General features: G+C 69.3%; 27 protein-coding genes and 1 pseudogene. 20 read left to right on the top strand and 8 right to left on the bottom strand.

Annotated elements, in window-relative coordinates; genetic code table 11:
- Nucleotides 1-1,265 precede the first annotated feature (1,265 nt).
- From dprA to HFP15_RS28615, 3 genes are all read left to right on the top strand, one after another.
- Nucleotides 1,266-2,459, top strand: a complete 1,194-nt coding sequence (gene dprA, locus HFP15_RS28625; protein WP_168519866.1) for a DNA-processing protein DprA — start codon at nucleotides 1,266-1,268, stop codon at nucleotides 2,457-2,459.
- Between the two features lie 174 nt (nucleotides 2,460-2,633).
- Nucleotides 2,634-3,626 (top strand): tyrosine recombinase XerC, encoded by a 993-nt coding sequence (locus HFP15_RS28620; protein WP_168519865.1) that lies wholly within the window; start codon nucleotides 2,634-2,636, stop codon nucleotides 3,624-3,626.
- 910 nt (nucleotides 3,627-4,536) lie between these two features.
- Nucleotides 4,537-5,310, top strand: coding sequence for a FliA/WhiG family RNA polymerase sigma factor (locus HFP15_RS28615; RefSeq protein WP_312871793.1), 774 nt, complete (start codon nucleotides 4,537-4,539; stop codon nucleotides 5,308-5,310).
- A gap of 194 nt (nucleotides 5,311-5,504) precedes the next feature.
- On the opposite strand, the pseudogene HFP15_RS42290 reads toward HFP15_RS28615, so the two are convergent.
- Nucleotides 5,505-6,065: pseudogene (locus tag HFP15_RS42290) on the bottom strand (M23 family metallopeptidase); the annotation flags it as partial.
- A 391-nt stretch (nucleotides 6,066-6,456) separates the two neighbouring features.
- Here HFP15_RS42290 and rpsB point away from each other — a divergent pair.
- The 5 genes from rpsB to HFP15_RS28585 all read left to right on the top strand — a co-directional run bounded on the left by rpsB (nucleotide 6,457) and on the right by HFP15_RS28585 (nucleotide 10,550).
- Nucleotides 6,457-7,284, top strand: a complete 828-nt coding sequence (gene rpsB / locus HFP15_RS28605) for a 30S ribosomal protein S2 (protein WP_168519864.1) — start codon at nucleotides 6,457-6,459, stop codon at nucleotides 7,282-7,284.
- 40 nt (nucleotides 7,285-7,324) lie between these two features.
- Nucleotides 7,325-8,143, top strand: a complete 819-nt coding sequence (gene tsf, locus HFP15_RS28600) for a translation elongation factor Ts (RefSeq protein ID WP_168519863.1) — start codon at nucleotides 7,325-7,327, stop codon at nucleotides 8,141-8,143.
- Between the two features lie 135 nt (nucleotides 8,144-8,278).
- Entirely contained in the window at nucleotides 8,279-9,025 is a 747-nt protein-coding gene (gene pyrH / locus HFP15_RS28595; RefSeq protein WP_168519862.1) for a UMP kinase, read from the top strand.
- 47 nt (nucleotides 9,026-9,072) lie between these two features.
- A complete protein-coding gene (gene frr / locus HFP15_RS28590) occupies nucleotides 9,073-9,630 on the top strand; it encodes a ribosome recycling factor (RefSeq protein WP_168519861.1) in 558 nt (185 codons plus the stop codon).
- Nucleotides 9,631-9,665: 35 nt separating this feature from the next.
- A complete protein-coding gene (locus HFP15_RS28585) occupies nucleotides 9,666-10,550 on the top strand; it encodes a phosphatidate cytidylyltransferase (RefSeq protein ID WP_376768903.1) in 885 nt (294 codons plus the stop codon).
- Nucleotides 10,551-10,587: 37 nt separating this feature from the next.
- On the opposite strand, the gene HFP15_RS28580 is transcribed toward HFP15_RS28585, so the two are convergent.
- The gene (locus HFP15_RS28580) at nucleotides 10,588-11,475 is read right to left on the bottom strand and encodes an NAD(P)-dependent oxidoreductase (RefSeq protein WP_312871790.1); all 888 of its coding nucleotides are present in this window, start codon (nucleotides 11,473-11,475) and stop codon (nucleotides 10,588-10,590) included.
- Nucleotides 11,476-11,564: 89 nt separating this feature from the next.
- Between HFP15_RS28580 and HFP15_RS28575 the strand changes: the two genes are divergently transcribed.
- Nucleotides 11,565-11,921: a winged helix-turn-helix transcriptional regulator gene (locus HFP15_RS28575; protein ID WP_168519859.1), complete on the top strand. Its 357-nt coding sequence runs from the start codon at nucleotides 11,565-11,567 to the stop codon at nucleotides 11,919-11,921.
- Here the strand turns inward: HFP15_RS28575 and HFP15_RS28570 are convergent.
- Nucleotides 11,918-12,763, bottom strand: a complete 846-nt coding sequence (locus HFP15_RS28570; RefSeq protein ID WP_168519858.1) for a VOC family protein — start codon at nucleotides 12,761-12,763, stop codon at nucleotides 11,918-11,920. The two genes, HFP15_RS28575 and HFP15_RS28570, sit on opposite strands and share 4 nt — an antisense overlap.
- 83 nt (nucleotides 12,764-12,846) lie before the next feature.
- Between HFP15_RS28570 and HFP15_RS28565 the strand changes: the two genes are divergently transcribed.
- Complete coding sequence (locus tag HFP15_RS28565; protein ID WP_168519857.1) at nucleotides 12,847-13,671, top strand: class I SAM-dependent methyltransferase; 825 nt, start codon at nucleotides 12,847-12,849, stop codon at nucleotides 13,669-13,671.
- Here HFP15_RS28565 and HFP15_RS28560 read toward each other — a convergent pair.
- Nucleotides 13,620-14,249 carry a PadR family transcriptional regulator gene (locus HFP15_RS28560; RefSeq protein ID WP_168519856.1) on the bottom strand — a complete coding sequence of 210 codons (630 nt, stop codon included), beginning with the start codon at nucleotides 14,247-14,249 and terminating at the stop codon, nucleotides 13,620-13,622. The genes HFP15_RS28565 and HFP15_RS28560 overlap by 52 nt on opposite strands.
- 94 nt (nucleotides 14,250-14,343) lie before the next feature.
- On the opposite strand from HFP15_RS28560, the gene rlmN reads away from it, so the two are divergent.
- On the top strand, nucleotides 14,344-15,450 hold the full coding sequence (gene rlmN, locus HFP15_RS28555) for a dual-specificity RNA methyltransferase RlmN (protein WP_168519855.1): 1,107 nt from the start codon (nucleotides 14,344-14,346) through the stop codon (nucleotides 15,448-15,450).
- A 3-nt stretch (nucleotides 15,451-15,453) separates the two neighbouring features.
- Here rlmN and HFP15_RS28550 read toward each other — a convergent pair whose 3' ends face one another.
- Nucleotides 15,454-15,678: a PASTA domain-containing protein gene (locus HFP15_RS28550; RefSeq protein ID WP_168519854.1), complete on the bottom strand. Its 225-nt coding sequence runs from the start codon at nucleotides 15,676-15,678 to the stop codon at nucleotides 15,454-15,456.
- Between the two features lie 69 nt (nucleotides 15,679-15,747).
- On the bottom strand, nucleotides 15,748-16,017 hold the full coding sequence (locus tag HFP15_RS28545; RefSeq protein ID WP_168519853.1) for a DUF2631 domain-containing protein: 270 nt from the start codon (nucleotides 16,015-16,017) through the stop codon (nucleotides 15,748-15,750).
- Between the two features lie 93 nt (nucleotides 16,018-16,110).
- Between HFP15_RS28545 and dxr the strand changes: the two genes are divergently transcribed.
- From dxr to map, 8 genes are all read left to right on the top strand, one after another.
- Nucleotides 16,111-17,316 (top strand): 1-deoxy-D-xylulose-5-phosphate reductoisomerase, encoded by a 1,206-nt coding sequence (gene dxr, locus HFP15_RS28540; RefSeq protein WP_376768902.1) that lies wholly within the window; start codon nucleotides 16,111-16,113, stop codon nucleotides 17,314-17,316.
- 3 nt (nucleotides 17,317-17,319) lie between these two features.
- Complete coding sequence (locus HFP15_RS28535) at nucleotides 17,320-18,531, top strand: M50 family metallopeptidase (RefSeq protein ID WP_168519851.1); 1,212 nt, start codon at nucleotides 17,320-17,322, stop codon at nucleotides 18,529-18,531.
- Nucleotides 18,532-18,577: 46 nt separating this feature from the next.
- Complete coding sequence (gene ispG, locus HFP15_RS28530) at nucleotides 18,578-19,729, top strand: flavodoxin-dependent (E)-4-hydroxy-3-methylbut-2-enyl-diphosphate synthase (protein ID WP_168519850.1); 1,152 nt, start codon at nucleotides 18,578-18,580, stop codon at nucleotides 19,727-19,729.
- Nucleotides 19,730-19,846: 117 nt separating this feature from the next.
- Nucleotides 19,847-20,146 carry a hypothetical protein gene (locus HFP15_RS28525; RefSeq protein WP_168519849.1) on the top strand — a complete coding sequence of 100 codons (300 nt, stop codon included), beginning with the start codon at nucleotides 19,847-19,849 and terminating at the stop codon, nucleotides 20,144-20,146.
- Nucleotides 20,147-20,195: 49 nt separating this feature from the next.
- Nucleotides 20,196-20,984, top strand: a complete 789-nt coding sequence (locus HFP15_RS28520; protein ID WP_168519848.1) for a helix-turn-helix domain-containing protein — start codon at nucleotides 20,196-20,198, stop codon at nucleotides 20,982-20,984.
- Nucleotides 20,981-21,358 (top strand): VOC family protein, encoded by a 378-nt coding sequence (locus HFP15_RS28515; RefSeq protein ID WP_168519847.1) that lies wholly within the window; start codon nucleotides 20,981-20,983, stop codon nucleotides 21,356-21,358. Before HFP15_RS28520 ends, HFP15_RS28515 begins: the two co-directional genes overlap by 4 nt.
- Before the next feature lie 47 nt (nucleotides 21,359-21,405).
- On the top strand, nucleotides 21,406-22,260 hold the full coding sequence (locus HFP15_RS28510; RefSeq protein ID WP_168519846.1) for a GNAT family N-acetyltransferase: 855 nt from the start codon (nucleotides 21,406-21,408) through the stop codon (nucleotides 22,258-22,260).
- A 28-nt stretch (nucleotides 22,261-22,288) separates the two neighbouring features.
- Nucleotides 22,289-23,146 (top strand): type I methionyl aminopeptidase, encoded by an 858-nt coding sequence (map, locus tag HFP15_RS28505; protein ID WP_168519845.1) that lies wholly within the window; start codon nucleotides 22,289-22,291, stop codon nucleotides 23,144-23,146.
- Here the strand turns inward: map and HFP15_RS28500 are convergent.
- Entirely contained in the window at nucleotides 23,109-23,804 is a 696-nt protein-coding gene (locus HFP15_RS28500) for a FadR/GntR family transcriptional regulator (RefSeq protein WP_168519844.1), read from the bottom strand. The two genes, map and HFP15_RS28500, sit on opposite strands and share 38 nt — an antisense overlap.
- Before the next feature lie 27 nt (nucleotides 23,805-23,831).
- Here HFP15_RS28500 and HFP15_RS28495 point away from each other — a divergent pair, with 27 nt between their 5' ends.
- A complete protein-coding gene (locus tag HFP15_RS28495; RefSeq protein ID WP_168519843.1) occupies nucleotides 23,832-25,052 on the top strand; it encodes a CynX/NimT family MFS transporter in 1,221 nt (406 codons plus the stop codon).
- Here HFP15_RS28495 and HFP15_RS28490 read toward each other — a convergent pair.
- A complete protein-coding gene (locus HFP15_RS28490; protein WP_168519842.1) occupies nucleotides 25,049-26,428 on the bottom strand; it encodes a mycothione reductase in 1,380 nt (459 codons plus the stop codon). The genes HFP15_RS28495 and HFP15_RS28490 overlap by 4 nt on opposite strands.
- Between the last annotated feature and the right edge of the window lie 9 nt (nucleotides 26,429-26,437).

Here is a 26,437-nt window from a genome sequence, read left to right as displayed (position 1 = left end):
TCGACGCCTACCCGTCCCGGCGCCCAGCGTCCGATGGGTCGCTGTGTGCCGGTGCTTGTGAGCTTCAGCGCCCAGCGCCTCATTCGCTTGAAGCCCGGGAAGCTCGCGTGCCCCAACACCCAGCGCCCGACGGGCCCGTGCGCGTCGATGCCCACCCGTCCCGGCGTCCGGCGCCCGATGGGTCGCTGTGTGCCGGTGCTTGTGAGCCTCGGCGCCCAGCGCCCGATCCCTGCGAAGCCCGGTAAGCTCGCGTGCCCCAACACCCAGCGCCTGACGGGCCCATGCGCGTCGACGCCTACCCGTCCCGGCGCCCAGCGTCCGATGGGTCGCTGTGTGCCGGTGCTTGTGAGCTTCAGCGCCCAGCGCCTCATTCGCTTGAAGCCCGGGAAGCTCGCGTGCCCCAACACCCAGCGCCGGACGGGCCCGTGCGCGTCGACGCCTACCCGTCCCGGCGTCCGGCGCCCGACGGGCTGGTCTGCGTCGATGCTTGCGCGCCCCAGCGTCCAGTGCCCGACGGGCCCGTACGCGTCGATGCCCACCCGTCCCGGTGCCCAGCGTCCGATGGGCCCGTCTGCGTCGATGCTTGTGAGCCTTATCGTCCGGCTCCTCATCCGTCCGATGGTTCGGTTGCTCGCTTACCTCAGTGTCCAGCGCCCCAAGGGTCCGTCTATGCCGATGCTTGCGCACCCCAGCGTCCGGCGCTCCACCTGGCTGAAGGTGCCGAAGTTCGCGCGCGTCAACATCCAGGGTCCCATCCGCTCCAAAACCTCGATGCTGACCCGTCCCAGCAACACGACGACGCTGATCCATCCCAGGAACCGGCCAGTCACCGACCCGAAGGCGCACCCGGACAGTGCCTTCCACCCCGTCGGCTGCACGCCCCGCCGCGCCAATGCCCACAAATCCCAACGTCCGAACGATCAGGGCTCAGGCCATCTCAACGCCCTCGGCCCCCTCCATTTCAAAGATCGGCGACCCGGCCGCCCCGGCTTCGGTGCGTCCTTCCGATTTGCTGCCCGGAGGTGTCGCCACCCCAACGACTGCATTCGCCTCCACAGAGGTGCCTGGGCGCCCTCGCACCCGACTGATCGGCAGTCCTGCAGCCCGAAGGCCAACAGGTCGTCCCTGCCCAATGCTCGGCCCTCGTCGCGACCGAGCGCCCATCCGCGCGATCACCACCCGCGCGGCCGGGAGCCCTGGGGCCCAAACGACCGCGTGCCCTCACACGGACCCATGGCTCCCACCCGTCTCTCTCGGAGCGCAGCATGAGCGCGCTGACTGAGGCGCGGATCGCTCGCGCCTATCTACTCCGTGTCGCCGAACCGCCAGCGCCGGCCTTGGCCGCCTTCGTGGCCGAGGTCGGACCGGTCGCCGCCGCGCGTGCCGTGCGCAGCGGAGAATGCCCCCGGCGGGTCGCGGACGAAACGGCGGCACGCAGGGAAGTCGACCGCACCGAACAGGACTTCGCCGCCGCGCGGAAAGCGGGTGCACGGCTGGTCACGCCCGAGGACGACGAGTGGCCGGCCTGGCCCTTGTTGTGTCTCGCCAACGCGGAGAGGCGCGGAGTGCGCAGCGCGGCAACGCCGCTCGCACTATGGGTGCGTGGCGACGTTCGCCTTGACGAGACCACCGAGTCCGCCGTAGCCATCGTTGGTGCTCGAGCCTCCACCAACTACGGCGAAACGGTCGCCGGGGAACTCGCCTACGGACTGGCTCTTCGCGGACACCCCATTTTCTCCGGAGCGGCCTACGGCATCGACGGCGCCGCACACCGTGGCGCTCTCGCGGCGAAAGGCACAACCGTCGCGCTGCTTGGCTGCGGCGTGGATATCGGGTACCCCAGCGGACATGTCGCGCTGCTTAAGCACATCGCCAATCAAGGCGGCCTGGTAATCAGCGAATATCCACCGGGTACTCAACCGGCGCGGCACCGGTTCCTCGTCCGCAATCGGCTGATCGCGGCATTGAGCGAGGGCACAGTTGTGGTCGAGGCGGGACGGCGTAGCGGAGCACGGAACACCGCGACCACGGCCGGTGTGCTCGGCAAGATCGTGATGGCTGTGCCCGGTCCCGTCGACTCCGCCGTGTCGGCGGGTTGTCACGACCTGATCAGAGACGCGGGCTCGACACTCGTCGCCTCTGTCGACGACATCATCGAGACGGTTGGGAAGCTGGGTAGCCAGGTGGCGGAAAAAGCCAGGCCGAAGCGAGCGACCGATGGCCTCGGCTCCGACGCGCTCCGCGTCCACGAGACGCTCGAGAAACGAGAAGGCAAGGCGGTGGAACGAATCGCGGACGAGTCCGGCGTGCCGGTTCCGCGTGTTCGCGCTGTGCTGCCTGCCCTCGAAATGGACGGGTTGGCGGAGTGCTGCGAAAGCGGTTGGCGTCAGCGCAGAGTGGTGAGGAAATTGTCGACGAATGTGTCGGAAATTGCGCGAGGAGCGGAGGTGAGGCAATAGGCATGCGTTGACGGTGTGGCGATGCTTGACCTACGGCCCGTATTCGCCCAGCGTAAAGACCATGTTCCTGGCCCAGATCAGATGCGCGTTTACCGAACGCGGGTGCGCGAAGTGCACGCCCAGTCAGGGCGAGGACAAACGGCCGTTTCCCGGTAGCGGCTCGGCGTTCTAGCGATGGCGGCGCGCAAGAAGCAGGAGAGCCGGATCGACCTCCGCCATGCTCGAGCAGCATTGCCGGAAACCGCCGGCCGGCTGCTGGACGACTATGAGCGTCACCTCCGTCTCGAGCGAGGGCTGTCCGAGCACACGGTCCGCGCGTACCTCGGGGACGTCGTGTCGCTCCTGGATTTCCTGCACGGCAAGGCCAGTACGGCGCGTTCCGCGGCACTGGACGGGCTCGACGTGGCGGTGTTACGGGCTTGGCTGGCGGACCAGCGTAACCAAGGCGCGAGCCGCACAACGCTCGCGCGGCGCTCGGCGGCGGTCCGGACGTTCACGGCGTGGGCACGACGTACAGGTGAGTTGGAGACCGACCCGGGCGCTCGCCTCGTGGCTCCGCGGACGCACCGCACTCTGCCCGCGGTCTTACGACAAGGCGAAGCCAGCGACGTGCTGGAGGCGTCGAACGCCGGGGCGGAGCAGGCGGATCCGCAGGCACTGCGGGACCACGCGGTCCTCGAGTTGCTGTACGCCGCTGCGGTGCGGGTATCCGAGCTGTGCGGTCTGGATATCGCCGATGTCGACTTCGGCAGCCGCGTGCTGCGGGTGCTCGGAAAAGGGGGAAAGGAGCGCGTCGTGCCGTTCGGCGTTCCCGCGGACCGTGCTTTGCGGGCCTGGCTGGACAAGGGGCGGCCTGCGATGGTGGCTGCAGCCACGAAAGCGGACACAATGGCACTGTTCATCGGTGTTCGCGGAGGACGGCTCGATCCACGCGCGGCCCGGCGAATCGTGCACGACGCGGTGAACTCGGTGCCAGGGGCGGCGGACATGGGGCCGCACGGGCTGCGGCACAGCGCGGCCACTCACCTGCTTGAGGGGGGCGCCGACCTTCGCAGCGTTCAGGAACTGCTCGGTCACGCTACGCTTGCCACGACGCAGCTCTACACTCACGTGACAGTCGAGCGGCTGAAGGCGATCCATGACCGAGCCCACCCCCGCGCCCGATGACCTCGGGGGACACCAGGCAGGATCGGCAGGACCGTCCTCGCCACGAACGACCAGACATGAGCCCGGAGACCGAACTGACCACGCCGCCGAGAGCGGTTGTCCCATGACAGCCGACCTGCGAGTCAACGACGCAGACCGTTCGGACGCCAGCCCGGACGGTGAGTCAGGCGTACCCGCCCGCGCCGCGCACCAGGCCAGGAGCAGCGGGGACACGGTTTCTGATTCGCGCAGCGGTCGCCCGGATGCGGATGCGCCCCCCCGCGCGGCCGGGGTGGACAGCGGCAACGGCGCCTCGGCCAGCGGCGTAGATCGGTCACGCACCGCAGGCGGCACTACCGCCCGCCGGGGGACCGAAGCCGAGCTGCCGGCCAATGACGATCTGGCGGCGAATGCCGAGCAGGTGGCGGGGACCGGCCACGCGGCGGGTGCCGAGCAAGCGGCGGGTGCCGAGCGGGCGGCAGGCACTGGGCAGACGGCCAATGCCGAGCAGACGACGGGTACGGCGGCGAATGCCGAGCAGGCGAGGGGTGCTGAGCAGGCGGCCAATGCCGAGCTGTCGGCCAATGCTGACGAGGCGACGAGTGCTGTGCAGGCGACGAGTGCTGTGCAGGCGAAAGGTGCTCAGACGGCAAGCGTTGCCGAGCTGGCAGACGTTGCCGAGCAACAGAACCCCGCCCCGCCGACGAATGCTGCCGAGTCGGGCGGTGTCGCTGAGACGAGAAGCTTCCGCGAGCCGAGGCACCGTGCCGAGCCGGGCGGCGGTGGCGAGCCGGGGAGCGTGGCCGAGTCAGCGGACCGGGCCGAGTCGGCAAGCGTGGCCGAGCCGAGGAGCGTGGCCGAGTCAGCGGACCGGGCCGAGTCACCGAGCCGGCCCGAGTCGGGAGACGGCGCGAAGGCGGGAAGTCGCGCGGTGCCGGCGAACGAGGTCGAGGCCGGGATTCAGGCGTTGTGGCGGGAGTTCCAGTGCCAGCCGGACCAGCGCCTTCGGGAACGGCTCGTTCTGCACTACGCGCCGCTGGTCAAGTACGTTGCCGGACGTGTCGGTACCGGGTTGCCGACCCATGTCGATGTCGGTGACCTCGTGCAGTCGGGCATCTTCGGGCTGCTTGATGCGATCGAGAAGTTCGACCCCGAGCGCGGGCTGCGCTTCGAGACGTACGCCATGCAGCGCATCCGTGGTGCGATCCTCGACGACCTGAGGTCGCAGGACTGGGTGCCGCGTGTCGTGCGCAGCCGGTTGCGTGAGGCCGAGCGGGCACTCGAACGCCTCGGTGCTCGCTTGCACCGCACCCCGACCGACGCCGAACTCGCGGACGAACTCGGCATCAGCATCGACGACCTCCGCGACCTCTACGGTCAGCTCCAGCTCACCAGCGTTGTCGCGCTCGAGGACCTCGTTTCCGCGGGCAAGGACAGCGGCTCGCTGGTCGACACGCTGCCCGACGACGACGCCGTCGATCCCGTCGCCGTTCTCGTCGACCGGGACAACCGTCGTCAGCTGGCCGAAGCCATCGCGCAGCTGACCGAGCGTGACCGGATCGTTGTCAGCCTCTACTACTTCGAGAGCCTGACCCTGGCCGAGATCGGCAAGGTCCTCGGGGTCACCGAATCGCGCGTCAGTCAGCTCCACACCCGGGCGGTCCTGCGACTGCGTGCGCGATTGACCGAGCAGGCGAGCGTCTGAAGGCCGGGCCGCGGTTCATCGCCCCGGAGGTGCTGACGTCGCGGGGGTGCTGACGCCGGGGGGTGCTGATGCCGCGGGGGTGCTGACGCCGTGGGGGTGCTGATGCCACGGGGGTGCTGGCGCCCCGGAGGCCCACGGAGCGTCGGTAGCGCCCCAGGCTTGCGTGACCCCGCCAGCCCCGACGCCTCGGTGATCCAGGGCTTCAGGCGGATCACCGACAGCGCCCGGATCAGGCCCAGTGGGCTCAGGTACTCCTCGCCGCGGCGGACACCCCAGTGCAGGCACGCGGGTGCCGGGCAGTCTGGATGTCCCGGGTTCACGGTGCCGATCGGCTGGCCTGCGAGAACCTGCGCGCCCGCGGCCACCAGGGGCGTGACCGGCTCGTACGTGGTGCGCAGGCCGCCGTCGTGGTCGATCGAGACCACGCCCTGGCCTGCCACCTGACCGGCGAACACGACGACACCCGGGCCTGCCGCCAATACCTGCTGACCGGGTGTCGCAACCAAATCGACGCCGCGGTGACCGGGACCGTACGAGGTGGTGGGGGCGTCGAAAGGCCTGCTCACGACCGGAGCGGGGGACAGCGGCCAGGAAAACCGCGGCTCGAGGTCGGTTGTCCGCGCCTCCATCGACGCCTCTATCGATGCAGCGCGCGGCGCCGGCGTACCGGCGGCGAAGGGCGGCACGACGAATACGGCGGCCAGGAGGCTGGTCACCAGGACGTATGCCGCTGTCAAGCGCGGTGGGGCGATCACTTGACCAAGCTTGGCGGGAGTTGGGGGCTGCGGGCATGGAGAGATCGCGGATCTGTGGATAACCGGGGCGGTGTGGATAACCGGGCACCCTCGGCTTACCGGTGCTGAAGCCAGCCGGGCCTGGGCGTACACTGTTCTCGCGGCCTGTGCTGGCACAGGTCGACTTCGCGTGTACGTGCATGCTCCATCTCCAGAACGTTCCCAGGATCGCCTGGCGAAACGGAGCGCACGGCGCCCGGCGGTCTCCGCGGCGAAGCACCTGCTTCCGACCGGGGTCCGGGCACCGGCACTGCACCAGGGCCGCCGGTCACCCGGCCGACGGCGACAAACCGACCATGCGGGCCGGGGCCGCCCCCGGTGCGCTCAAGACAGAAGAGGTGCGAATCCGGCCATGGCCGTCGTCACCATGAAGCAGCTGCTCGATTCCGGTGTGCACTTCGGGCACCAGACCCGGCGCTGGAACCCGAAGATGAAGCGCTACATCCTCACCGAGCGCAACGGCATCTACATCATCGACCTGCAGCAGACGCTGACCTACATCGACCGTGCCTTCGAGTTCATCAAGGAAACCGTCGCGCACGGCGGCACGATCATGTTCGTCGGCACCAAGAAGCAGGCGCAGGAAGCGATCGCCAGCGAGGCGCAGCGCGTGGGCATGCCCTACGTCAACCAGCGCTGGCTGGGCGGGATGCTCACCAACTTCCAGACCGTCCACAAGCGGCTGCAGCGCCTCAAGGAGCTCGAGTCGCAGGAGCAGACCGGTGGCTTCCAGGGGCTGACCAAGCGCGAGATCCTCACGCTCACCCGCGAGAAGGACAAGCTGGAGAAGACCCTCGGCGGTATCCGCGACATGGCGAAGGTCCCCTCCGCCGTCTGGATCGTGGACACCAAGAAGGAGCACATCGCCGTCGGCGAGGCGCGCAAGCTGAACATCCCGGTCGTCGCGGTGCTCGACACCAACTGTGACCCCGACGAGGTCGACTACCCGATCCCGGGCAACGACGACGCGATCCGCTCCGCCGCGCTGCTGACCAAGGTTGTCGCCGAAGCCGCCGCGGCCGGCCTGCTGGCCCGTTCGGGCCGCAACGGTTCCGCTCCCGAGGGCAAGGACAAGCCCGAGGCGGGCGTCGCGTCCGACGAGCCGCTGGCCGAGTGGGAGAAGGAGCTCCTGGCCGGCAGCGAAGGCGGACAGCCGGCCGAGCAGACCACCTCCTCCTGACCACGCGACCAAGACTTCCGAAGGGAACGGAAAAGGCACGATGGCGAACTACACCGCGGCGGACGTGAAGCGTCTCCGCGAGCTCACCGCCTCCGGCATGATGGACTGCAAGAAGGCCCTCGAGGAGTCCGGCGGCGACTTCGACAAGGCCGTCGAGTTCCTGCGCATCAAGGGTGCCAAGGACGTCGGCAAGCGCGCCGAGCGCGCCACCGCCGAGGGCCTGGTCGCCGGCGAGGGCGGTGTGCTCATCGAGATCAACTCGGAGACCGACTTCGTCGCCAAGAACGAGCAGTTCCAGCAGCTCGCCGACAAGATCGTCGCCGCGGCGAAGGCCGTGGGCACCGACGACGTCGAGAAGCTGGGCGCCGCCGAGCTCGAGGCCGGCAAGAGCGTCAACGACGCCGTGCAGGAGCTGGCCGCCAAGATCGGCGAGAAGCTCGTGCTGCGCCGGGTCGTCTCCTTCGACGGCACCGTCGAGACCTACCTGCACCGTCGTGGCGCGGGCCTCCCGCCCGCCGTCGGCGTGCTCGTCGAGTACACCGGTGGCGACGCCGACGCGGCCCGCGGCGCGGCGCTGCAGATCGCGGCGCTCAAGCCGAAGTACCTGACGCGCGAGCAGGTCCCGGCCGACATCGTCGACAACGAGCGGCGCATCGCCGAGGAGACCGCGCGGGCCGAGGGCAAGCCCGAGCAGGCCCTGCCCAAGATCATCGAGGGCAAGGTCAACGCCTTCTACAAGGACAACGTGCTGCTCGAGCAGCCGTCTGTCACGGACAACAAGAAGACCGTCAAGCAGCTGCTCGACGCCGCGGGCGTGACCGTCACCCGGTTCGCCCGTTTCGAGGTGGGCCAGCAGTAACGCCTGACGGCGGACGCGTTACCGTGCCCCGTCTCCGGAAGTATCTCGGGGACGGGGCACGGCCACGAAGGCCACCGGGCCGGCGTGGGCGGAACCCCGCTAACGCAAGCGGTACCCAGCGGAGGTGAGGCGGGAGTGACGGACGAAAGAGCCGGTGACGGCTACCGGCGGGTGCTGCTGAAACTGGGGGGAGAGATGCTCGGCGGTGGTTCGCTGGGCGTCGACCCCGACGTCGTGCACTCGGTGGCGGCGCAGATCGCCGACGTCGTGCGCTCCGGGGTGCAGATGGCCATCGTCATCGGCGGCGGCAACTACTTCCGCGGCGCGGAGCTGTCCCAGCGGGGCATGGACCGCGACCGCGCTGACTACATGGCGATGCTGGGCACCGTCATGAACTGCATCGCGATGCAGGACTTCCTGGAGAAGGAAGGCGTGCCCACCCGGGTGCAGAGCGCCATCACGATGGGCCAGGTCGCCGAGCCCTACATCCCGCGCCGTGCCGAGCGGCATCTGGAGAAGGGCCGCGTGGTGATCTTCGCGGCGGGGGTCGGCATGCCCTACTTCTCCACCGACACCGCCGCCGCGCAGCGGGCGCTCGAGATCGGCTGCGAGGCCGTGCTGATGGCCAAGGCCGTGGACGGCGTGTTCACCGCGGATCCCAAGACCGACCCGAGCGCCAAGATGTTCGACGAGATCACGCATCGCGAGGTCCTCGAACGGGGGCTCAAGGTCGCCGACGCGACGGCGTTCAGCCTGTGCATGGACAACAACATGCCGATCATCGTGTTCAACCTGCTCACCGAGGGGAACATCGCACGAGCGGTGCGTGGTGAGAGGATCGGGACGCTGGTCAGCACCCCCACCAGCGGGCAGCAGGCCTAGTACTGGTGGGATTGCAGGAGACAACTGAGTAGACAACGGGAGTAGCCGTGATCGACGAGACCCTCCTCGACGCCGAGGAGAAGATGGAAAAAGCGGTGTCCTTCGCCAAGGAGGATCTGTCGTCGGTGCGGACCGGCCGGGCCAACCCGGCGATGTTCTCCCGGGTTCAGGTCGAGGCCTACGGCTCGATGATGCCGCTCAACCAGGTGGCGAGCGTGAACATCCCCGAAGCGCGCATGGCCGTGATCAAGCCCTACGACGCCAGCCAGCTCGGTGCGATCGAGAAGGCCATCCGGGACTCCGACCTCGGGGTGAACCCGAGCAACGACGGCACCATCATCCGCATCGTCATCCCGCAGCTCACCGAGGAGCGGCGTCGCGAGATGGTGAAGATGGCCAAGGGCAAGGGCGAGGACGCCAAGGTGCACATCCGCGGTGTCCGCCGCAAGGCCAAGGAGGAGCTGGACCGCATCGCCAAGGACGGCGAGGCCGGCGAGGACGACGTGGCCAGGGCGGAGAAGGAGCTGCAGAACCTGACGGACAGCTACGTCAACCAGGTCGAGGAGCTCGTCAAGCACAAGGAAACCGAGCTACTCGAGGTCTGATGGCTCAGGTGAGCGAAGAACGCGAGAAGGCGCCGATGTCTTCTCTGGACGACCCGTCGCAGGACGGCAAGCCCGAAGCCGGCGGGTCGCAGCCGGCCGAGCCGGCGAAGAAGACGTCGCGGGCAGGTCGTGATCTGCCCGCCGCCATCGCGGTCGGCGTCGGGCTGGGCGCGGCGATTCTCGTTTCGCTGCTCACCGTGCGATATGTGTTCATCGGGATCATCGGTGTCGCCATCGCGGTCGGCACCATCGAGCTGGCGCAGGCGCTGCGCCGCGCCGTCGGTATCAAGGTCGCGCTGATCCCGCTGCTCGTCGGCGGGCAGACGATGATCTGGCTGACGTGGCCGTTCGGCCGGGACGGCGCGATGATCGCCTTCGCGATCACCGTGCTGGTCTGTCTGCTGTGGCGCCTGCCCGGCGGGGCCGAGGGCTACCTGCGCGACATCACGGCCTCGGTGTTCGCGGCGGCCTACCTGCCGCTGTTCGCGTCCTTCGCGGCGATGCTCGTCCCGCCGCCCGACGGCGTCGGGCGGGTGCTCGCCTTCATGATCGGCGTCGTCGCGTCCGACACCGGCGGCTACGCGGCCGGTGTACTCAGGGGCAAGCATCCGATGGCGCCCTCGATCAGTCCGAAGAAGACCTGGGAGGGCTTCACCGGGTCGATGATCGCGGGCATCGTGGCCGGCGCGCTGACGCTCAGCCTGCTGCTGCACGGGCACGCCTGGCAGGGCGTGATCTTCGGCGCGGCGATCGTGCTCACCGCGACGCTGGGCGATCTGGTCGAGTCGCTGATGAAGCGGGACCTCGGCATCAAGGACATGGGCACGATGCTGCCGGGCCACGGGGGCCTGATGGACCGGCTCGATTCGCTGCTGCCCTCCGCCGTCGTGTCCTGGGTGCTGCTTTCGGCTTTCGTTTAGTGGATCCGGCCACGCTGCCGGATCCACCGTCGCGGCCTCAGCGCGGGTCGCGGATCCCGTCGATGATGCGGGTCCAGTTGTCGCCGCCGTGCCCGTCCTTGATCGCCCGCCGGTAGTGCGCCTGGACGGCTTCCGGCAGCGCGGGGTCGAGGCCCAGCGACGCGCTCGTTTCGACGATGTGATCGGACGTCGCGCCCATCATCGTGACCGTGCTCAGGGCGCCCGGATGCTCGCCCGCGTCCAGCGCCGCGCCCGGGGTTTCCTCGCCCGCCCGTACGATCGCGCCGATCGAGTCGGTGAACAACAGCAGTTCCGGCAGGGCCTGCGTGGCCTTCATACCGGCGCTGCCGAGCATCGCGGTCGCGTGCATCAGCCCGGACAACGTCGTGAGGAACACCGTGAGCTGAGCCTGGTACATCAGCTGTGCGAGACCGGGATCCGCACCCAGGTACTTCGGCGCGCCCAGCAGCGACAACGCCGCCTCGTGCCGTTTCATCACGAGGTCGGGACCGCTGTAGAAGATGTACGACGCATCGGTACCGACCAGCGGTGCCGGGACCATCACGCCCCCGGTGAGGAACGTGGCGTTGTGACCGGCCGCCCAGGTGGCGGCGGCGCGGCTCCGGTCGGGGGTGTCGGAGCTCAGGTTGACCAGCGTCCGGCCGCCCAGTGAACCGGTGGCGTCGCCGAAAATGTCGTACATCGCCTGGTAATCGGTGAGGCTGACGATCACCAGTTCGCTCGACTCGACAGCGTCGGCCGGCGTGGCGGCGAGCTTCGCGCCCTCGGCGACGACGCCGTCCGCTCGGCCGGGCGTGCGGTTCCAGACGGTGACGGGGTGGCCGGCGGTGAGGAAGGCGCGGGTCATCGCCTGGCCCATGGGGCCGAGCCCGATGACGGTGACAGGGGTTTGTTTCTCGTTCACGTCCTCATCGTCGGAGCCCACCGCTATTCTCGGAAGTACCCACTATTTACTGCGGTACTTACCTTTTCGTAAGCGAGAGGGACCTGCTCATGGCCAAGGCGCCGAGGTGCGGACCATACATCTGTGGCATCGACGCCGCGCTCGACGTGGTCAGCGGCAAGTGGAAGGGCCTGATCCTCTGGGAACTCAACGCCCACCGGGTGCGCCGCTTCGCCGAACTCCGGCGCGGCCTGCCTGGCGTCAGCGAGAAGATGCTGACGCAGCACCTGCGTGAGATGGAGGAGGACGGCCTCGTGCACCGCGAGGTCTACGCCGAGGTGCCGCCGCGGGTCGAGTACTCGCTGACCGAGCACGGGCGCACGCTCAACCAGGCGCTGGGGCCGCTCGCCGGGTGGGGCAGCGAGCGGATCCGCCGCGAAGGCGCCGAGGTGGTGCGGATTCCCTAGTCGTCGTACGGGTCGTCGACCTCGGCGCGGCCCCAGTCGTCGGAGACCTGGGTGCGGTCGACGATCGAGAACACCGCGCCACACGGGTCGGCGATCAGCGCGATGCGGCCCCACGGGGTGTCGTAGGGATCGATGACGATGCGGCCGCCCAGCATGAGCGCGTGGCCCGCCGTCGCGTCGGTGCCGCGGGCGGGGTCGACGTCGAAGTAGATCATCCAGTGTGGCGGTGTGTTCGGCGGATACTCCGGCCCCATGACGTAGCGGTAGAGCACCGGCTGCTGATCCAGCACCCATTCCACGTAGTCGACGCCGCGGCTGTCGCCGATCTGGTGGGCCGTGTAGTTGAACAGGCGGCAGAAGAAGCCGTCCGCGGCCTCGCCGTCGTGGGTGTTGAGGTCGGCGCTGGCGAAGGTGTTCGGCGCCCCCACGCCGAAGTCCCAGGTGTCCGAGGGCTGCCAGAACACGACGGGCGCGCCCGCCGGATCGGTCGCGTGCAGGATGCTGCCGCGGTTGGGGATCTCCACCGGCCCGAGCGTGACCGTGCCGCCGAGGTGTTCGACCCAGTCCGCCGCGTTCGCCGTGCTGTGCACGGAGACGTTGATCGTCCACGAACTTCGCTGACCGGCCGCGGACCGGTACAGCCCGCCGACCGGTGTCGAGCCGATGGCCGCGATCAGGTAGCGCCCGTTGGGTGCGGCGGGATCGCGGTTGACGTAGTACGACCAGCCGAACAGGCCGCTGTAGAACTGTTGCGTCACGTTGTCATCCGGTGTCGCCAGCTCGACCCAGCAGGGGATACCGGAGGGGAGAACGGACTGGGGTAGCGATGGGTTGATCGCCATGCTTGGCTCCCGTCCCGAGGAGAGGCACCAAGTCTATGGCCAACCCGAGATCTTTTCGTGCCGTGCTCCCATATGCTCGAAGGATGTGGAACGCCGCCCGCCGCGGGCTCAAAGCGAGGTCCCGCGACGGGAGCGTGATCCCGAGCCCGAACATCTGGTACCACGCCGACGTCTACGAGATCGAAAACCGTGCGCAGGACGTCGGCGACGCGATCTGGCTGGCACTCGCCGAGGAGCGGGACTGGTCGGGACAGGACGTGCTCGACGTCGGTTGCGGTGACGGTTTCCACCTGCCGAGGTTCGCGCGGACGGCGAAGTTCGTGCTCGGTGTGGAGCCGCACGCGCCGTTGGTGGAGCGTGCCCGGCGCCGGGTGGCGCCGCTGCCGAACGTGAGTGTGCGCGCCGGCTCCGCCGACCGGCTGCCCGCGGATGACGCGAGCGTCGACGTGGTGCACGCGCGCACCGCGTACTTCTTCGGTCCCGGCTGCGAGCCCGGCCTGCGCGAGGCCGATCGGGTGCTGCGCCCCGGCGGCGCGCTGGTGATCGTGGACCTCGATGTGACCCGCGAGCCGTACGGCCGGTGGATGCGGGCGGATCTGCCGCACTACGACACCTGTGAAGTGGACGAGTTCTTCGCGGGGCAGGGTTTCCGCTGCCGTCGCGTCGCCACGCGCTGGCGGTTCGCCGGCCGCGGCGATATGGAGGCCGTGCTGAACATCGAGTTCAGCCCGAAGGTGGCCGCACGTGCGATCGAGGACGTCTTACGGGACAACGGTTCCGGCGAAGACGGGTACACGGTGCCGGTGGGGTATCGCGTCCTTGTCCGCGAGAAGCCCACCGGCCTCGTGCTGCCCGGTCACTCGTCGTCTTCCTCGGCGTCGGTCTCTGTCTCGCCGAGGATGTTGTAGAGCTTGCGCCGCGCCTCGTTGAGCACCTGCGCGGCGCGTTTCTGCTGGCTGGGCGTGCCCGCGTGGTTCACCTGCATCGCGGCGGCGAACAACATGCCGCCCGCCTTGCGGAGGTTGGCCTCGTTGGGGTCGACGTCCTGCGCGATCTGCTCCCACGGCGGGGTGCCTTCTTGCCGCTCGGCGGCGGCGCGGCCCTCGTCGGTGAGCTCGAACAGCTTCTTGCCGCCCTCGTCCCGGCTGGTGACCAGGCCTTCGTCGGCGAGCAGCTGAAGCGTCGGGTAGATGGAGCCCGGACTGGGGCGCCACAACCCGCCGCTGCGCTCGGCGATCTCGCTGATGATCTCGTAGCCGTGCCGCGGCTGCTCCGCGAGCAGGGCCAGGATCGCCGCGCGCACGTCACCGCGACGTCCGCGACGGCCACCGTGCCTGCCACGGCCGTGCGGACCGCGGCCGGGGCCACCGGGGCGGCCTGGGAAGCCGGGGCCCCAGCCCGGCGGGAATTCGCCGAACGGGCCTCGGCCGAAGGGGCCGAAGGCGCCCCGTGCTTCATGACCTGGGGGAAATGGTCGATTTCTCATGTCGCTTCTCCTTTCCGATCAGTTCCGACACGTTCACGATATATCGGAAACTGTCGGCTGGCAAGTCCGCAGGTCATGAGACACTGGAGGAGCTATGACTGCCCTTCCCCTGGTATTCGACGCGCCCCGTCGCGGGCTGCCGCCGCGGCACCTCGCCGACCTCTCCGTCGCCGAGCGAGCCGAGGCCGTTGCCGAACTCGGCGAGAAGCCGTTTCGTGCCAAGCAGCTGTCGAACCACTACTTCTCGCGGCTGACGGTCGACCCGTCCGCCATGACCGACATCCCGGCCGCGTCCCGTGAGCGGCTGGTCGGCGAGCTGATGCCGCCGCTGCTGACCGAGGTCCGCGCGCTCGCCTGCGACGACGGCGCCACCCGCAAGACGCTGTGGCGTGCGCACGACGGCACGCTGCTGGAAAGCGTCCTGATGCGTTATCCGGACCGCGCGACGCTGTGCATCTCCAGCCAGGCGGGCTGCGGGATGGCGTGCCCGTTCTGCGCGACCGGTCAGGGCGGGCTGGACCGCAACCTCTCCACGGCGGAGATCGTGGACCAGGTGCGCTCGGCCGCCGCCGTGATGCGGGACGGCCTGATGCCCGGCGGGTCCGGACGGCTGTCCAACATCGTGTTCATGGGTATGGGCGAGCCGCTGGCGAACTACAAGCGCGTGGTCGCCGCGGTCCGGCGCATCACCGATCCGGCGCCGGGCGGCCTGGGCATTTCGCAGCGTTCGGTGACGGTGTCCACCGTCGGTCTCGCGCCCGCGATCCGGAAGCTGGCGGACGAGAAGATGCAGGTACGCCTCGCGGTGTCGCTGCACACCCCGGACGACGAACTGCGTGACACCCTCGTGCCGGTCAACAACCGCTGGGCGGTGGACGAGGTGCTCGAAGCGGCCCGCTACTACGCCGACACCTCGGGACGCCGGGTCTCGATCGAGTACGCGCTGATTCGCGGTGTGAACGACCAGCCATGGCGCGCCGATTTGCTGGCGAAGCGGCTGCGCAAGCACCTCAGCCAGCTGGTGCACGTGAACGTCATCCCGCTGAACCCCACGCCCGGCTCGAAGTGGGACGCGTCCCCGAAGCCGGTCGAGCGCGAGTTCGTGCGCCGGGTCAACGACGGGGGAGTGGCGTGCACCGTGCGGGACACGCGCGGGCAGGAGATCGCGGCCGCCTGCGGCCAGCTCGCCGCAGAGGGCTGAGCGTCAGGCCTTCCAGCCCAAGGACACGATGGCGGACACCGTGCCGCCCGGTTCGAGGTGCGTACCCGCCACGGGCAGGGTGCTGATCACCACGCCGGCCTCGATCGTGGGGGAGGCCTGTTCCAGCGAGCTCGTCGCGTAGCCGTCGGCCGCGAGCCGTTCGGTGGCCTCGTCGAAGGCCAGCCCGGACACGCCGGGTACGAAACCCGAGGGTGCGGCCTCCGCCATGGCTTCACCGGCCCTGCCTCGTACCCGGCCTTTCGCCGGGAGTCGCCGGCCGGTGGCGGCCCGTTACAGCTAGCGGCGCCAGGCGGTGCGCGAACGCCGCAGGTCGAGCAGCAGGCCGATGACAATGGCCACGGCGAGACCGATGAGCCACACGTTCTCGGTGTTGTTCTCGTGGTTGTTGTGAATCATCAGGACCAGCACGATCGCGCTGACCCAGCCCGCGATCCGGGTGGCCTTGGGGAAAGTGCCGTGCCAGCCCCACTCGGCCGACGGCTCGTCGCGGGGGTCGACCTTCATCGGGTCGGACTTCTGCCGCTTCTCGACCGCCTTGTTAGCCACGATCACTCCTCCACGCCCCTGCGATCACATCCGCCACCGATAATCCCACATGCGCCCACACCTACTGCCAAGCGGTTCGGGACAATGGTGGCGATGAACGCACCCCGCACCGTCCTCGTGCTCGGTTCGACCGGTTCGATCGGTACCCAGGCACTCGACGTCGCCGCACGTAATCCCGGCCTGTTCCGCGTCGCCGGGCTCGCCGCCGGTGGCTCCGACCCGGCCGCGCTGGCCGCGCAGGCGCTGGCGTTCGAGGTCGACGCCGTGGCCATCACCAAGGCGACCGCGCTGGAGGACCTGCAGTTCGCGCTGTACGCGGAGGCGCAGAAGCGCGGTTACGCGCAGGGCGAATTCCGCTTGCCGCGAATTTTCGCGGGCGGTGACGCGGTGGTCGAGCTGATCGGCGCGGTGCAGGTCGACGTCGTGCTCAACGGCCTTCCCGGATCGCAGGGCCTCGCGCCGACGCTGCGCGCGCTGGAGACCGGCGCTTCGCTCGCGCTGGCCAACAAGGAGTCGCTGATCGCGGGCGGGCCGCTGGTCCTCAAGGCCGCGAAACCCGGGCAGATCGTGCCCGTCGACTCCGAGCATTCCGCGCTTGCGCAGGCGCTGCGCAGCGGCCGGGCCGAGGAGGTGGAGCGGCTGGTGCTGACCGCCTCGGGCGGTCCGTTCCGCGGCCGCCGCCGGGAGGACCTCGAACACGTCACCGTCGAGGACGCGCTCAAGCATCCGACCTGGTCGATGGGGCCGCTGGTGACCATCAACTCGGCGACCCTGGTCAACAAGGGACTCGAGCTGATCGAGGCACACCTGCTGTTCGACGTGCCGTGCGAGCGCATCGACGTCGTGGTGCACCCGCAGTCGATCGTGCACTCCATGGTGACCTTCACCGACGGTTCCACGATCGCGCAGGCCAGCCCGCCCGACATGCGGCTGCCCATCGCGCTGGGCATGCACTGGCCGGACCGGGTGCCCGGCGCCGCGCCTGCCTGCCGGTGGGAGGAGGCCTCGTCCTGGACCTTCGAACCCCTGGACAGCGTCGCTTTCCCCGCCGTCGACCTCGCCCGGCACTGCGGAAGCTCGGGCGGCTGCCTGCCCGCGGTCTTCAACGCCGCGAACGAGACGCTGGTCGCGGCGTTCCTGGCGCAGAACACCGGCTTCACGTCCATCGTGGACACTGTTGAACGGGTGGTGCGTGATGCCGACGAATGGCGTCGCGAGCCACGCGACCTGGAGGACGTATTCGCCGCGGAGCAGTGGGCGCGAGCCCGCGCCGCCGAGATCACCACCATGAAGGAGTAGGGCTTGCTCGCCTACATATTCGGCGTCGTGCTGTTCGCGCTGGGCATCTGCGTGTCCGTCGCGCTGCACGAGGCCGGCCACATGGTCACCGCGAAGGCCTTCGGCATGAAGGTGCGCCGCTACTTCATCGGCTTCGGGCCCAAGGTGTTCTCGTTCCGCCGCGGCGAGACCGAGTACGGCGTGAAGTGGATCCCGCTCGGCGGGTTCTGCGACATCGCGGGCATGACCGCGCTCGACGAGGTCACCCCGGACGAGGCGCCCCGCGCGATGTGGCGGTTCAAGACCTGGAAGCGCACGGTCGTGATGGCCGCCGGCTCGGTGACGCACTTCATCCTCGGATTCGTCGTGCTGTACCTGATGGCGGTCACCATGGGGCTGCCCAACCTCAACAGCACGCCCTCGATCGGCACGGTGTCCCCGTGCGTGCACGACACCACCACCCAGACCGACGACGCCGCGTGCGCCCCCGGCGATCCGGCCCCGGCCAAGGCGGCCGGCCTGCAGCCGGGTGACGAGATCGTGTCCGTGGCCGGCGTGTCCACGCCGACCTGGGCCGACGTGACCTCGAAGATCCAGCCCATGTCCGGTCCGGTCGCCGTCGACGTGAAACGCGACGGGAAGGTCGTGCCGCTGACCATCGACGTGGTGCAGGTCTCGCGCCCGGTGACCGACACCAGCACCGGTCAGACGACGGTCATCAAGGTCGGCACCATCGGCGTCACCATGATGCGGACGTTCTCCTACAACGCGGTCTCGGCGTTCGGCGGCGCGGGCTCGTTCACCGTGGACATGTTCTCCCAGACCTGGCAGCGGCTGCTGGAGTTCCCCGAGCGGATCCCCGCGGTGGTCCACTCGATCTTCGGCGGTCAGCGCGACCCGAACACCCCGGTCAGCGTGGTCGGCGCGAGCCGCATCGGCGGCGAGGCCGTGCAGGCCGGGCTGTGGTCGCTGTTCCTGCTGCTGCTGGCCAGCCTGAACTTCTTCGTCGGCGTGTTCAACCTGCTTCCGCTGCTGCCGCTCGACGGCGGGCACATCGCCGTGACGTGGTACGAACGGGTGCGGGACTGGGTGCGCGGGCTGCGCGGCAAGGCCGCGGGTGGTCCGGTCGACTACACGAAGCTGTCCGCCGTGACGATGGTCATCGTGTTCCTCGGCGGTGCCGTAACCCTGCTCACCGTGACGGCTGACATCGTCAATCCCATCCGGCTTCAGTGAGTAGGCTGGGGGCGTACAGGTACCGTCGTAGGCCGCAGAGGATTCGATGAGCGTCGAGCTTGGTATGCCTGCCCTCCCGCCTCCCGTACTCGCTGAACGTCGTCCGACCCGGCAGCTGATGGTGGGCTCGGTGGGCGTGGGCAGCGAGTACCCGATCTCCGTTCAGTCGATGACCACCACGCTGACCGCGGACGTCAACGCGACGCTGCAGCAGATCGCGGAGCTGACCGCGGCCGGCTGCGACATCGTGCGCGTCGCCTGCCCGTCCGCGGACGACGCCGAGGCGCTGCCGGCGATCGCGCAGAAGTCGAAGATCCCGGTGATCGCCGACATCCACTTCCAGCCGAAGTACGTGTTCGCCGCGATCGAGGCCGGCTGTGCGGCCGTACGGGTGAACCCGGGCAACATCAAGAAGTTCGACGACAAGGTCAAGGAGATCGCGCAGGCCGCGAAGGACCACGGCACGCCGATCCGCATCGGCGTCAACGCGGGCTCGCTCGACCCCCGGCTGCTCAAGAAGCACGGCAAGGCCACCCCGGAGGCGCTCGCCGAGTCGGCGCTGTGGGAGGCGTCGCTGTTCGCCGAGCACGACTTCCACGACATCAAGATCTCGGTCAAGCACAACGACCCGGTGGTCATGGTGCGGGCGTACGAACTCCTCGCCGAGCAGTGCGACTACCCGCTGCACCTCGGCGTCACCGAGGCGGGCCCGGCGTTCCAGGGCACCATCAAGTCGGCGGTGGCCTTCGGTGCGCTGCTGCGGCAGGGCATCGGCGACACCATCCGCGTGTCGCTGTCCGCGCCGCCGGTCGAGGAGGTCAAGGTCGGCGCGCAGATCCTGCAGTCGCTGAACCTGCGCCCGCGCAAGCTGGAGATCGTGTCCTGCCCGTCCTGCGGGCGTGCGCAGGTGGACGTGTACAAGCTGGCCGACGAGGTCACCGCGGGCCTGGAGGGCATGGAGGTGCCGCTGCGGGTCGCCGTGATGGGCTGCGTGGTCAACGGCCCCGGCGAGGCGCGCGAGGCCGACCTCGGCGTGGCCAGCGGCAACGGCAAGGGCCAGATCTTCGTCAAGGGCGAGGTCATCAAGACCGTGCCCGAGCACCAGATCGTGGAGACCCTCATCGAGGAGGCCATGCGCATCGCCGAGGAGAGCGGCGATGGTGCGGGCGCGGGCGAGCCCGTCGTCACCGTCAGCTGACGCGCACGATAGCGGTTAATCCCTGGTCACAGCCTGTTCAGAGGTGCGGCCAGTGAGGCGCTCCGAGCGCCTTTGCCGCTATCCTTGGCGCAGTCGAGCGCAGGAACGGGGTGGGTCATGAGCACCGCATTCATGGATTCCGCGCTGAGCTGGGATGATCTTCTGGACACCTGGCGGGAGCTGGCAGTCCCCGAAGGATGGCGGCCGGAGCTGACCGTCGAGGGGATCCACATGACGCCACCACCGGGCGGCCCGCACAACCTGATCGCAGACCAGCTGCACCGGGCACTGATCGCGGTTGCCCCGGACGATTGCGGGATCTTCCCAACGCAGGGCAAGACGATCCGCGTCCCGTTCGGCAAACCGATCAAGATCGGCTCGCCGTTCGACGTCGAGCTGGACACCTCGAAGTTCTGAATCCGTGGCCGGCTGGGCGATCCGGAGGCCGCATCCCGTACTGCGGCCGATGATCACGCGCTACATCGGCTACACCCAGCACGATCTGCCGCCCAGCGTGCACCGTGGGCTGCCATCCCGGCATGTCACGCTGATCGTCAGCCTCGCCGACCCGATCCGGATCACCGGGATGCCGAAGCCCGGCGAGGCCCCGGCGACCATGGCCGCCCCGGTCGGCGGGATGCATCTGAGCCCCGCCCTCATAGCCCAGGACGCGTTCCAGTCGGGCGTGCACGTCGAACTCGATCCGCTCGGGGTGCCCGCGCTGCTCGGGGTGTCCCCGGCGGAACTGAGCGGCTACGTCGTCGACCTGGCCGACCTCGGCGTGCCACGGCTCGCGCGGCTGCCGGAACGCCTCGCCGCGGCCACGAGCTGGGCGGGCCGGTTCGCCATCCTGGACGACGTCTTCGCCGCGGCGGCAGGACACAACGAGCCCGCGCCCGAGGTCGCCCGGGCCTGGCGCCGTCTGGTGGATGCGGCGGGGCGGCTCCGGGTCGGCACGCTCGCCGAGGAGGTCGGCTGGAGCCGCCGCCACCTCACCGAGCGGTTCCGGCGGCAGCTGGGCCTGTCGCCGAAACAGGCTGCGCGGGTGCTCCGGTTCGAACGTGCCGGGGGATTGCTGCGGCAGGGCGGCGCCGATCTGGCCGAGCTGGCGGTCGCGTGCGGCTACTACGACCAGGCGCACCTGGGCAACGAATGGCGTGCGCTCGCCGGCTGTTCACCCGGCACCTGGATCGCCGAGGAGCTCCCATTTCTCCAAGACCAGCCCGCGGCCCCGGCGCCAGACTCGGCGGCATGAACGAGAAAACCGTCTGGCCCGCACTGCACTACGACGACGCCAAGGCCGCGATCCGGCTGATCTCCGACGTGTTCGGCTTCCGCGAGACGCTGACCGTGCCCGACGTCGACGGCGACATCGTGCACGCCGAGTTGCGCTGGCCCGAAGGCGGCGGCGTGATGCTCGGCAGCACCAAACACTGCAAGCTGACCTCGGGCACGGTCTCGCTCTGCGTGGTCAGTGACGAGGTGGACGCGGTGTACGAACGGGTCCGGGCCGCCGGTGTCGACATCTCCGAGGACCTGCACGACACCGACTACGGCTCGCACACGTTCACAGCCCGTGACCTCGAAGGCAACCTGTGGACCTTCGGTACCTACCGGGGTGCTCCCTAGCGCGAGCCGTTTTCCTTTCCCGGGCATTATCTGGCAATCTGGAAGATGTGTTGCGGCTTGCCGGTGCACGGCTGCTCGGTGATCGGGATTACCCCGCGGTTCGTGCCGTACTCGAAGCCGATCCGGTGGCGAGCTGCATGGTCAGCGCCAGGGTCGAGGTCGCTGGTCTCGACCCCTGGCGGCTCGGTGGCGAACTGTGGGCCGCCGACTACCGCGGATCCCGCTCCGGGCGGCTGCCGGGGCTGTGCTTCTCGGGTCCGAACCTGATCCCGCTGCGCGGCAACGCCACGGCGCTGCGCTCGTTCGCCGACCGCGCCTTGCGCAAACAGCGCACCTGCTCGTCACTGGTCGGCCCGGCGGACCAGGTTCTGGGCCTGTGGGACGAACTGTCCGGCGAATGGGGCCCGGCGCGCGAGGTGCGTGACGACCAGCCGCTGATGGCGATGGAGGCCCAGCCCGAGGTGAAACCGGATCCGCTGGTGCGGGCCGTCCGGCTCGACGAGCTGGAGCGGTACCTGCCCGCCGCGATCGCGATGTTCATCGAGGAGGTCGGCGCCGACCCCAGGGCGGGGGACGGCGGCTCGAGCTATCGCGCCCGGGTCGCCGAGCTGATCTCCGGCAACCGCGCGTTCGCCCGGTTCGAGAACGGCGAGGTCGTGTTCAAGGCCGAGATCGGGGCCCTGTCACGCGGTGTCGGCCAGATCCAGGGCGTGTGGGTGCATCCCGACCGGCGCGGCCGCGGGCTCGGTGCCGCGGGCACCGCCGCCGTGGTCAGCCATCTCGTCAACGGCATGGGCCGCACCGCGAGCCTGTACGTCAACTCGTTCAACGCGCCCGCGCTGGCCGCCTACCGGCGAATCGGATTCCGCCAGGTAGGCCGCTACGCGACGGTGTTGTTCTGAGTTCACGAACAGGTCGTAGGCTGGAGGTATGCCAGTTCGTGCCCCGTTGAAGCCCGGCGTTCAGACGCCACGCCGCCAGGTTCCCGTCAGCATTCCGCGCCCCGAGTACGTGGACAAGCCGGCGCCCAAGCGCGACAAGGGCAACGGGGTGCGCACGCCCGAGGTCATCGAGGCGATGCGGATCGCGAGCAAGATCGCGGCGCAGGCGCTGGAAGAGGGCGGTAAGGCCGTCAAACCCGGCAACACCACCGACGACGTCGACAAGGTCGTGCACGAGTTCCTGCTCGACCACAAGGCCTACCCGTCGACGCTGGGCTACCGGCACTTCCCGAAGTCCTGCTGCACCTCGCTCAACGAGGTGATCTGCCACGGCATCCCGGACTCGACGGTGATCGAGGACGGCGACATCTGCAACATCGACGTGACGGCCTACATCGGCGGCGTGCACGGGGACACGAACGCGACGTTCCTCGCCGGTGACGTGTCCGAGGAGGTGCGGCTGCTCGTCGAGCGCACGCACGAGGCCACGATGCGCGCGATCAAGGCGGTGCGGCCGGGGCGTCAGCTCAACGTGATCGGGCGCGTGATCGAGTCGTACGCGAAGCGTTTCGGCTACGGCGTGGTGCGCGACTTCACCGGCCACGGCGTCGGTCCCGCGTTCCACACCGCGCCGACCGTGCTGCACTACGAGGAGCCCTCGGTCGACACGGTGATCGAGCAGAACATGACGTTCACGATCGAGCCGATGATCACGCTCGGCACGATCGACTACGACATCTGGGACGACGACTGGACGGTCACCACGAAGGACAAGAAGTGGACCGCCCAGTTCGAGCACACGATCGTCGTCACGGAGTCGGGCGCGGAGATTCTGACTCTTCCCTGACCAGCAGCTGATCCAGGAAGCCGCCCGCCTCGGCCGCCGCCCGGCCGGGGTCGCGGCCGGCGATCGCCGCGAGCAGGCCGTCGTGTCCGATGTGCACCTGCTCGGTGAGGTGGTCGTGTGAGGTGGCGGCAACGCTCGCGATCACCGCTTCGGTGATGCCCCGGTACAGCTCGGTCAACAGCTCATTGTGTCCACTTTGGACGACGGCGAGATGGAACTCCGTGTCCGCGCGCACGAAATCGTCGAACTCGCGCGCTTCCTGTGCCCGTTGCCGGGCCGCGAGCAGTTCGGTGAGCTGTCGCAGGTCCTCTTCGGTGCGGGCCGCGGCGGCCAGACGGGCGCCCTCGACCTCGAGTCCCCGCCGCACCTGCAGGATGTCGCGCAGTTCGGAACCGCACAGCCGGCGGATCGCGCCGGAGACTTCGCTGGTCGCCCGCACGTAGGTGCCGTCGCCCTGACGGACCTCCAGAAGTCCGCCGTGCGCCAGCGCGCGCACCGCTTCGCGCACGGTATTGCGGCTCACGCCGAGCGTTTCGGCGAGCGCGGCCTCGGTCGGGATCCGCTGGCCGACCGGCCATTCGCCATCGCTGATGGCGGCGCGGAGCTGGCCGATCACCTGGTCCACGAGACCGGTGCGACGTGTCGTGGCTAACGGCACCGAATAATCCCTTCACCCAATCATCCGATGTCTGTCATAGTAGCGGATGTGGTTGAAACGCCCGTGAAACACAACGCCGGCACGAAGGTGCTCGTCGGGACCGGTCTCCTCGGTTTCGCCGTCATCCTGGCCGCGCTCAACCTGCGCCCCGCGGTGACCTCGGTCGGGTCCGTGCTGGACGAGATGCGCGAGTCGCTGGGGGCGACCGCGACCTGGGCGGGTGCGCTGACCACCGTGCCGGGGCTCTGTTTCGCGGCCGCGGGGTCGACGGCGCCCTGGATCGCCAAGCGGATCGGCATCGCCGCCTCGGTGGCGTGCGCGCTGGTGGTGCTGACCGCGGGGCTGGTGCTGCGGGTGCTGGACGGCCAGCTCATCGTGCTCGGCGGCACGCTCGTCGCGACCGCCGGGATCGCGCTCGCCAACGTGCTCATCCCGGTCGTGGTGAAGGAGTCGTTCAGCAGCCGGGTCGGCCTGATGACCGGGCTCTACACCGGTGCGCTGCAGGCCGGGGGAGCGGCGGGTTCGGCGGTGACGCCCCCGTTGGACGGTGCGTTCGGCGGATGGCGGCCGGGGCTCGGCAGCTGGGCGGTGCTGTCCGGGATCGCGCTGGTCGCGTGGCTGGTCTTCGCGCGCACCCGGCAGGCTCCGATGACCGGGCCCGGCTCACCGCAGGAGGGCGGCCGGTCGCTGCTGCGCAACCGGCTGGCGTGGATCGTGACACTGTTCTTCGGGATGCAGGCGTTCCTGGCCTACGTCGTGATGGGCTGGCTGCCGCAGGTGCTGATGGACGCGGGCGTGAGCCGGACGGACGCGGGGCTGCTGCTCGGGCTGGTGTCGCTGCTCGGGCTGCCGGTGAGCCTGCTCGTGCCGCCGCTGGCCGCGCGCAGCGGGAACCAGAGCTGGTGGATCGTCGGCCTGGGCGCTTTCGGCTTCACCGGCGTGCTCGGCGTGATGATCGCGCCCAGCGCCGCGCCGCTGCTGTGGTCGATCCTGATCGGGATCGGGATGAGTGTGTTCTCCCTCGCGCTGACCACCATCACACTGCGGGCCCGCACCGGCGGCGACACCGCGCGGCTGTCCGGGATGGCGCAGGGCTTCGGGTACCTGCTGGCCGCGGCGGGCCCGTTCCTGTTCGGACTGCTGCACGATCTGACGGGCGCGTGGACGGTCCCGTTCGCGATCCTGCTCGCCGTCGTGGCCTGCCAGATGGTCTTCGGTTTCCTCGCAGGCCGCCCCCGTTACGTCTAGCTCAAGGGCAGGCTGAGCAGCGCGTTCTCGATCAGTTCCGGCATGGCCGGGTGGATCCAGTACTGCCCGCGAGCCATGGACCGCGCGTCGAGACCGAAGCTCATCGCCTGGATCAGCGGCTGGATCACGGTCGAGGCCTGCGGGCCGATGATGTGCGCGCCCAGCAGCTGCCCGGTGTCCGGGTCGGCGAGCAGCTTCGCGAACCCGGTCGTGTCCTCCATCGCCCAGCCGAAGGCGATCCCGGCATAGTCCTGTTTGGACGTCACGTACTTCACGCCGCGCTGCCGCGCCTGTGCTTCGGTCATCCCGACCGACGCGATCTGCGGCGAGGTGAACACCGCGTGCGGGATGAACCGGTGATCGGCCTGGATCTGCTCGTCCGGATGCAGCAGATTGTGCTGCACCACACGGGATTCGTGGTTGGCGACGTGCTTGAGCTCGTACGGCGAGGACAGGTCGCCCAGCGCGTACACGCCCTCGACGGAAGTACGCTGGTAGGCGTCGACGATCACGTGCCCACTGTCCATAGTGGATACGCCGGTGGCCGCGACGTCGAGCAGGTCGGAGTTGGGGCGGCGGCCCGTCGCGATCAGCAGCTGGTCGCCGGCGACGATCTCGTGGCCGTCCAGTTCCAGTTCGATCCCGGAGCCGGCGCGCCGCACCGTGATCTCCTTGCGGTTGAGCCGGACGTCGAACCGCTCTCCCGCGAGCTCGGTGAAGCGAGCGCTGACGTCCTCGTCCTCCGAGCGCAGCAGCGCGCCCGAGCGCGCGATGATCGTGACCTCGACGCCGAAGGAGCGGAACACGTGCGCGAACTCCGCGGCGATGAACCCGCTGCCGACGATCACCAGCCGCGAGGGCAGCTCGTCGAGCCGCATGACGGTGTCCGACGTGTGGTAGCCCACCTGGTCAAGCCCGTCGATGTCCGGAATCACAGGCCGCGCGCCGGCGGCGAGCACGAACCTGTCCGCGGTGATGGTCTCGCTGCCCTCGGCCAGTGTGACCGTCAGCTCCTTGTGCCCGGTGAACCGGCCTTCGCCCTGGTACACGGTGACGTTCGCGTTGTCCTCGTGGGTCATTCGGTACTCGCGGCCGCCCTGGGCGATCGGGTCGATCCGGCCGAAGATCCGGTCGCGCACGTCCCGCCATCGCACGTTGAGCAGCTCTTCGTCGACCCCGAACCGGCTGCTGACCGACGGTGTCGCGGCGAGGTCCGCGGTGTGCACGAACATCTTCGTCGGAATGCAGCCGACGTTGAGGCATGTCCCGCCGAACACGCCCTTTTCCACGATCGCGGTCTTCCAGTCGGCGAAACGCGGGTCGAGGATCGAGTTCCCCGAACCGGTTCCGACGATCACCAGGTCGTAATGAGGCACGACTTGCTC

Origin of the sequence: Amycolatopsis acididurans, assembly GCF_012328925.1 — a bacterium.
In the GTDB taxonomy this organism is placed as follows: Bacteria; Actinomycetota; Actinomycetes; order Mycobacteriales; family Pseudonocardiaceae; genus Amycolatopsis_E; species Amycolatopsis_E acididurans.
Note: the sequence above shows the minus strand (reverse complement) of the source record. Positions and strands in the feature narration are given on the sequence as shown.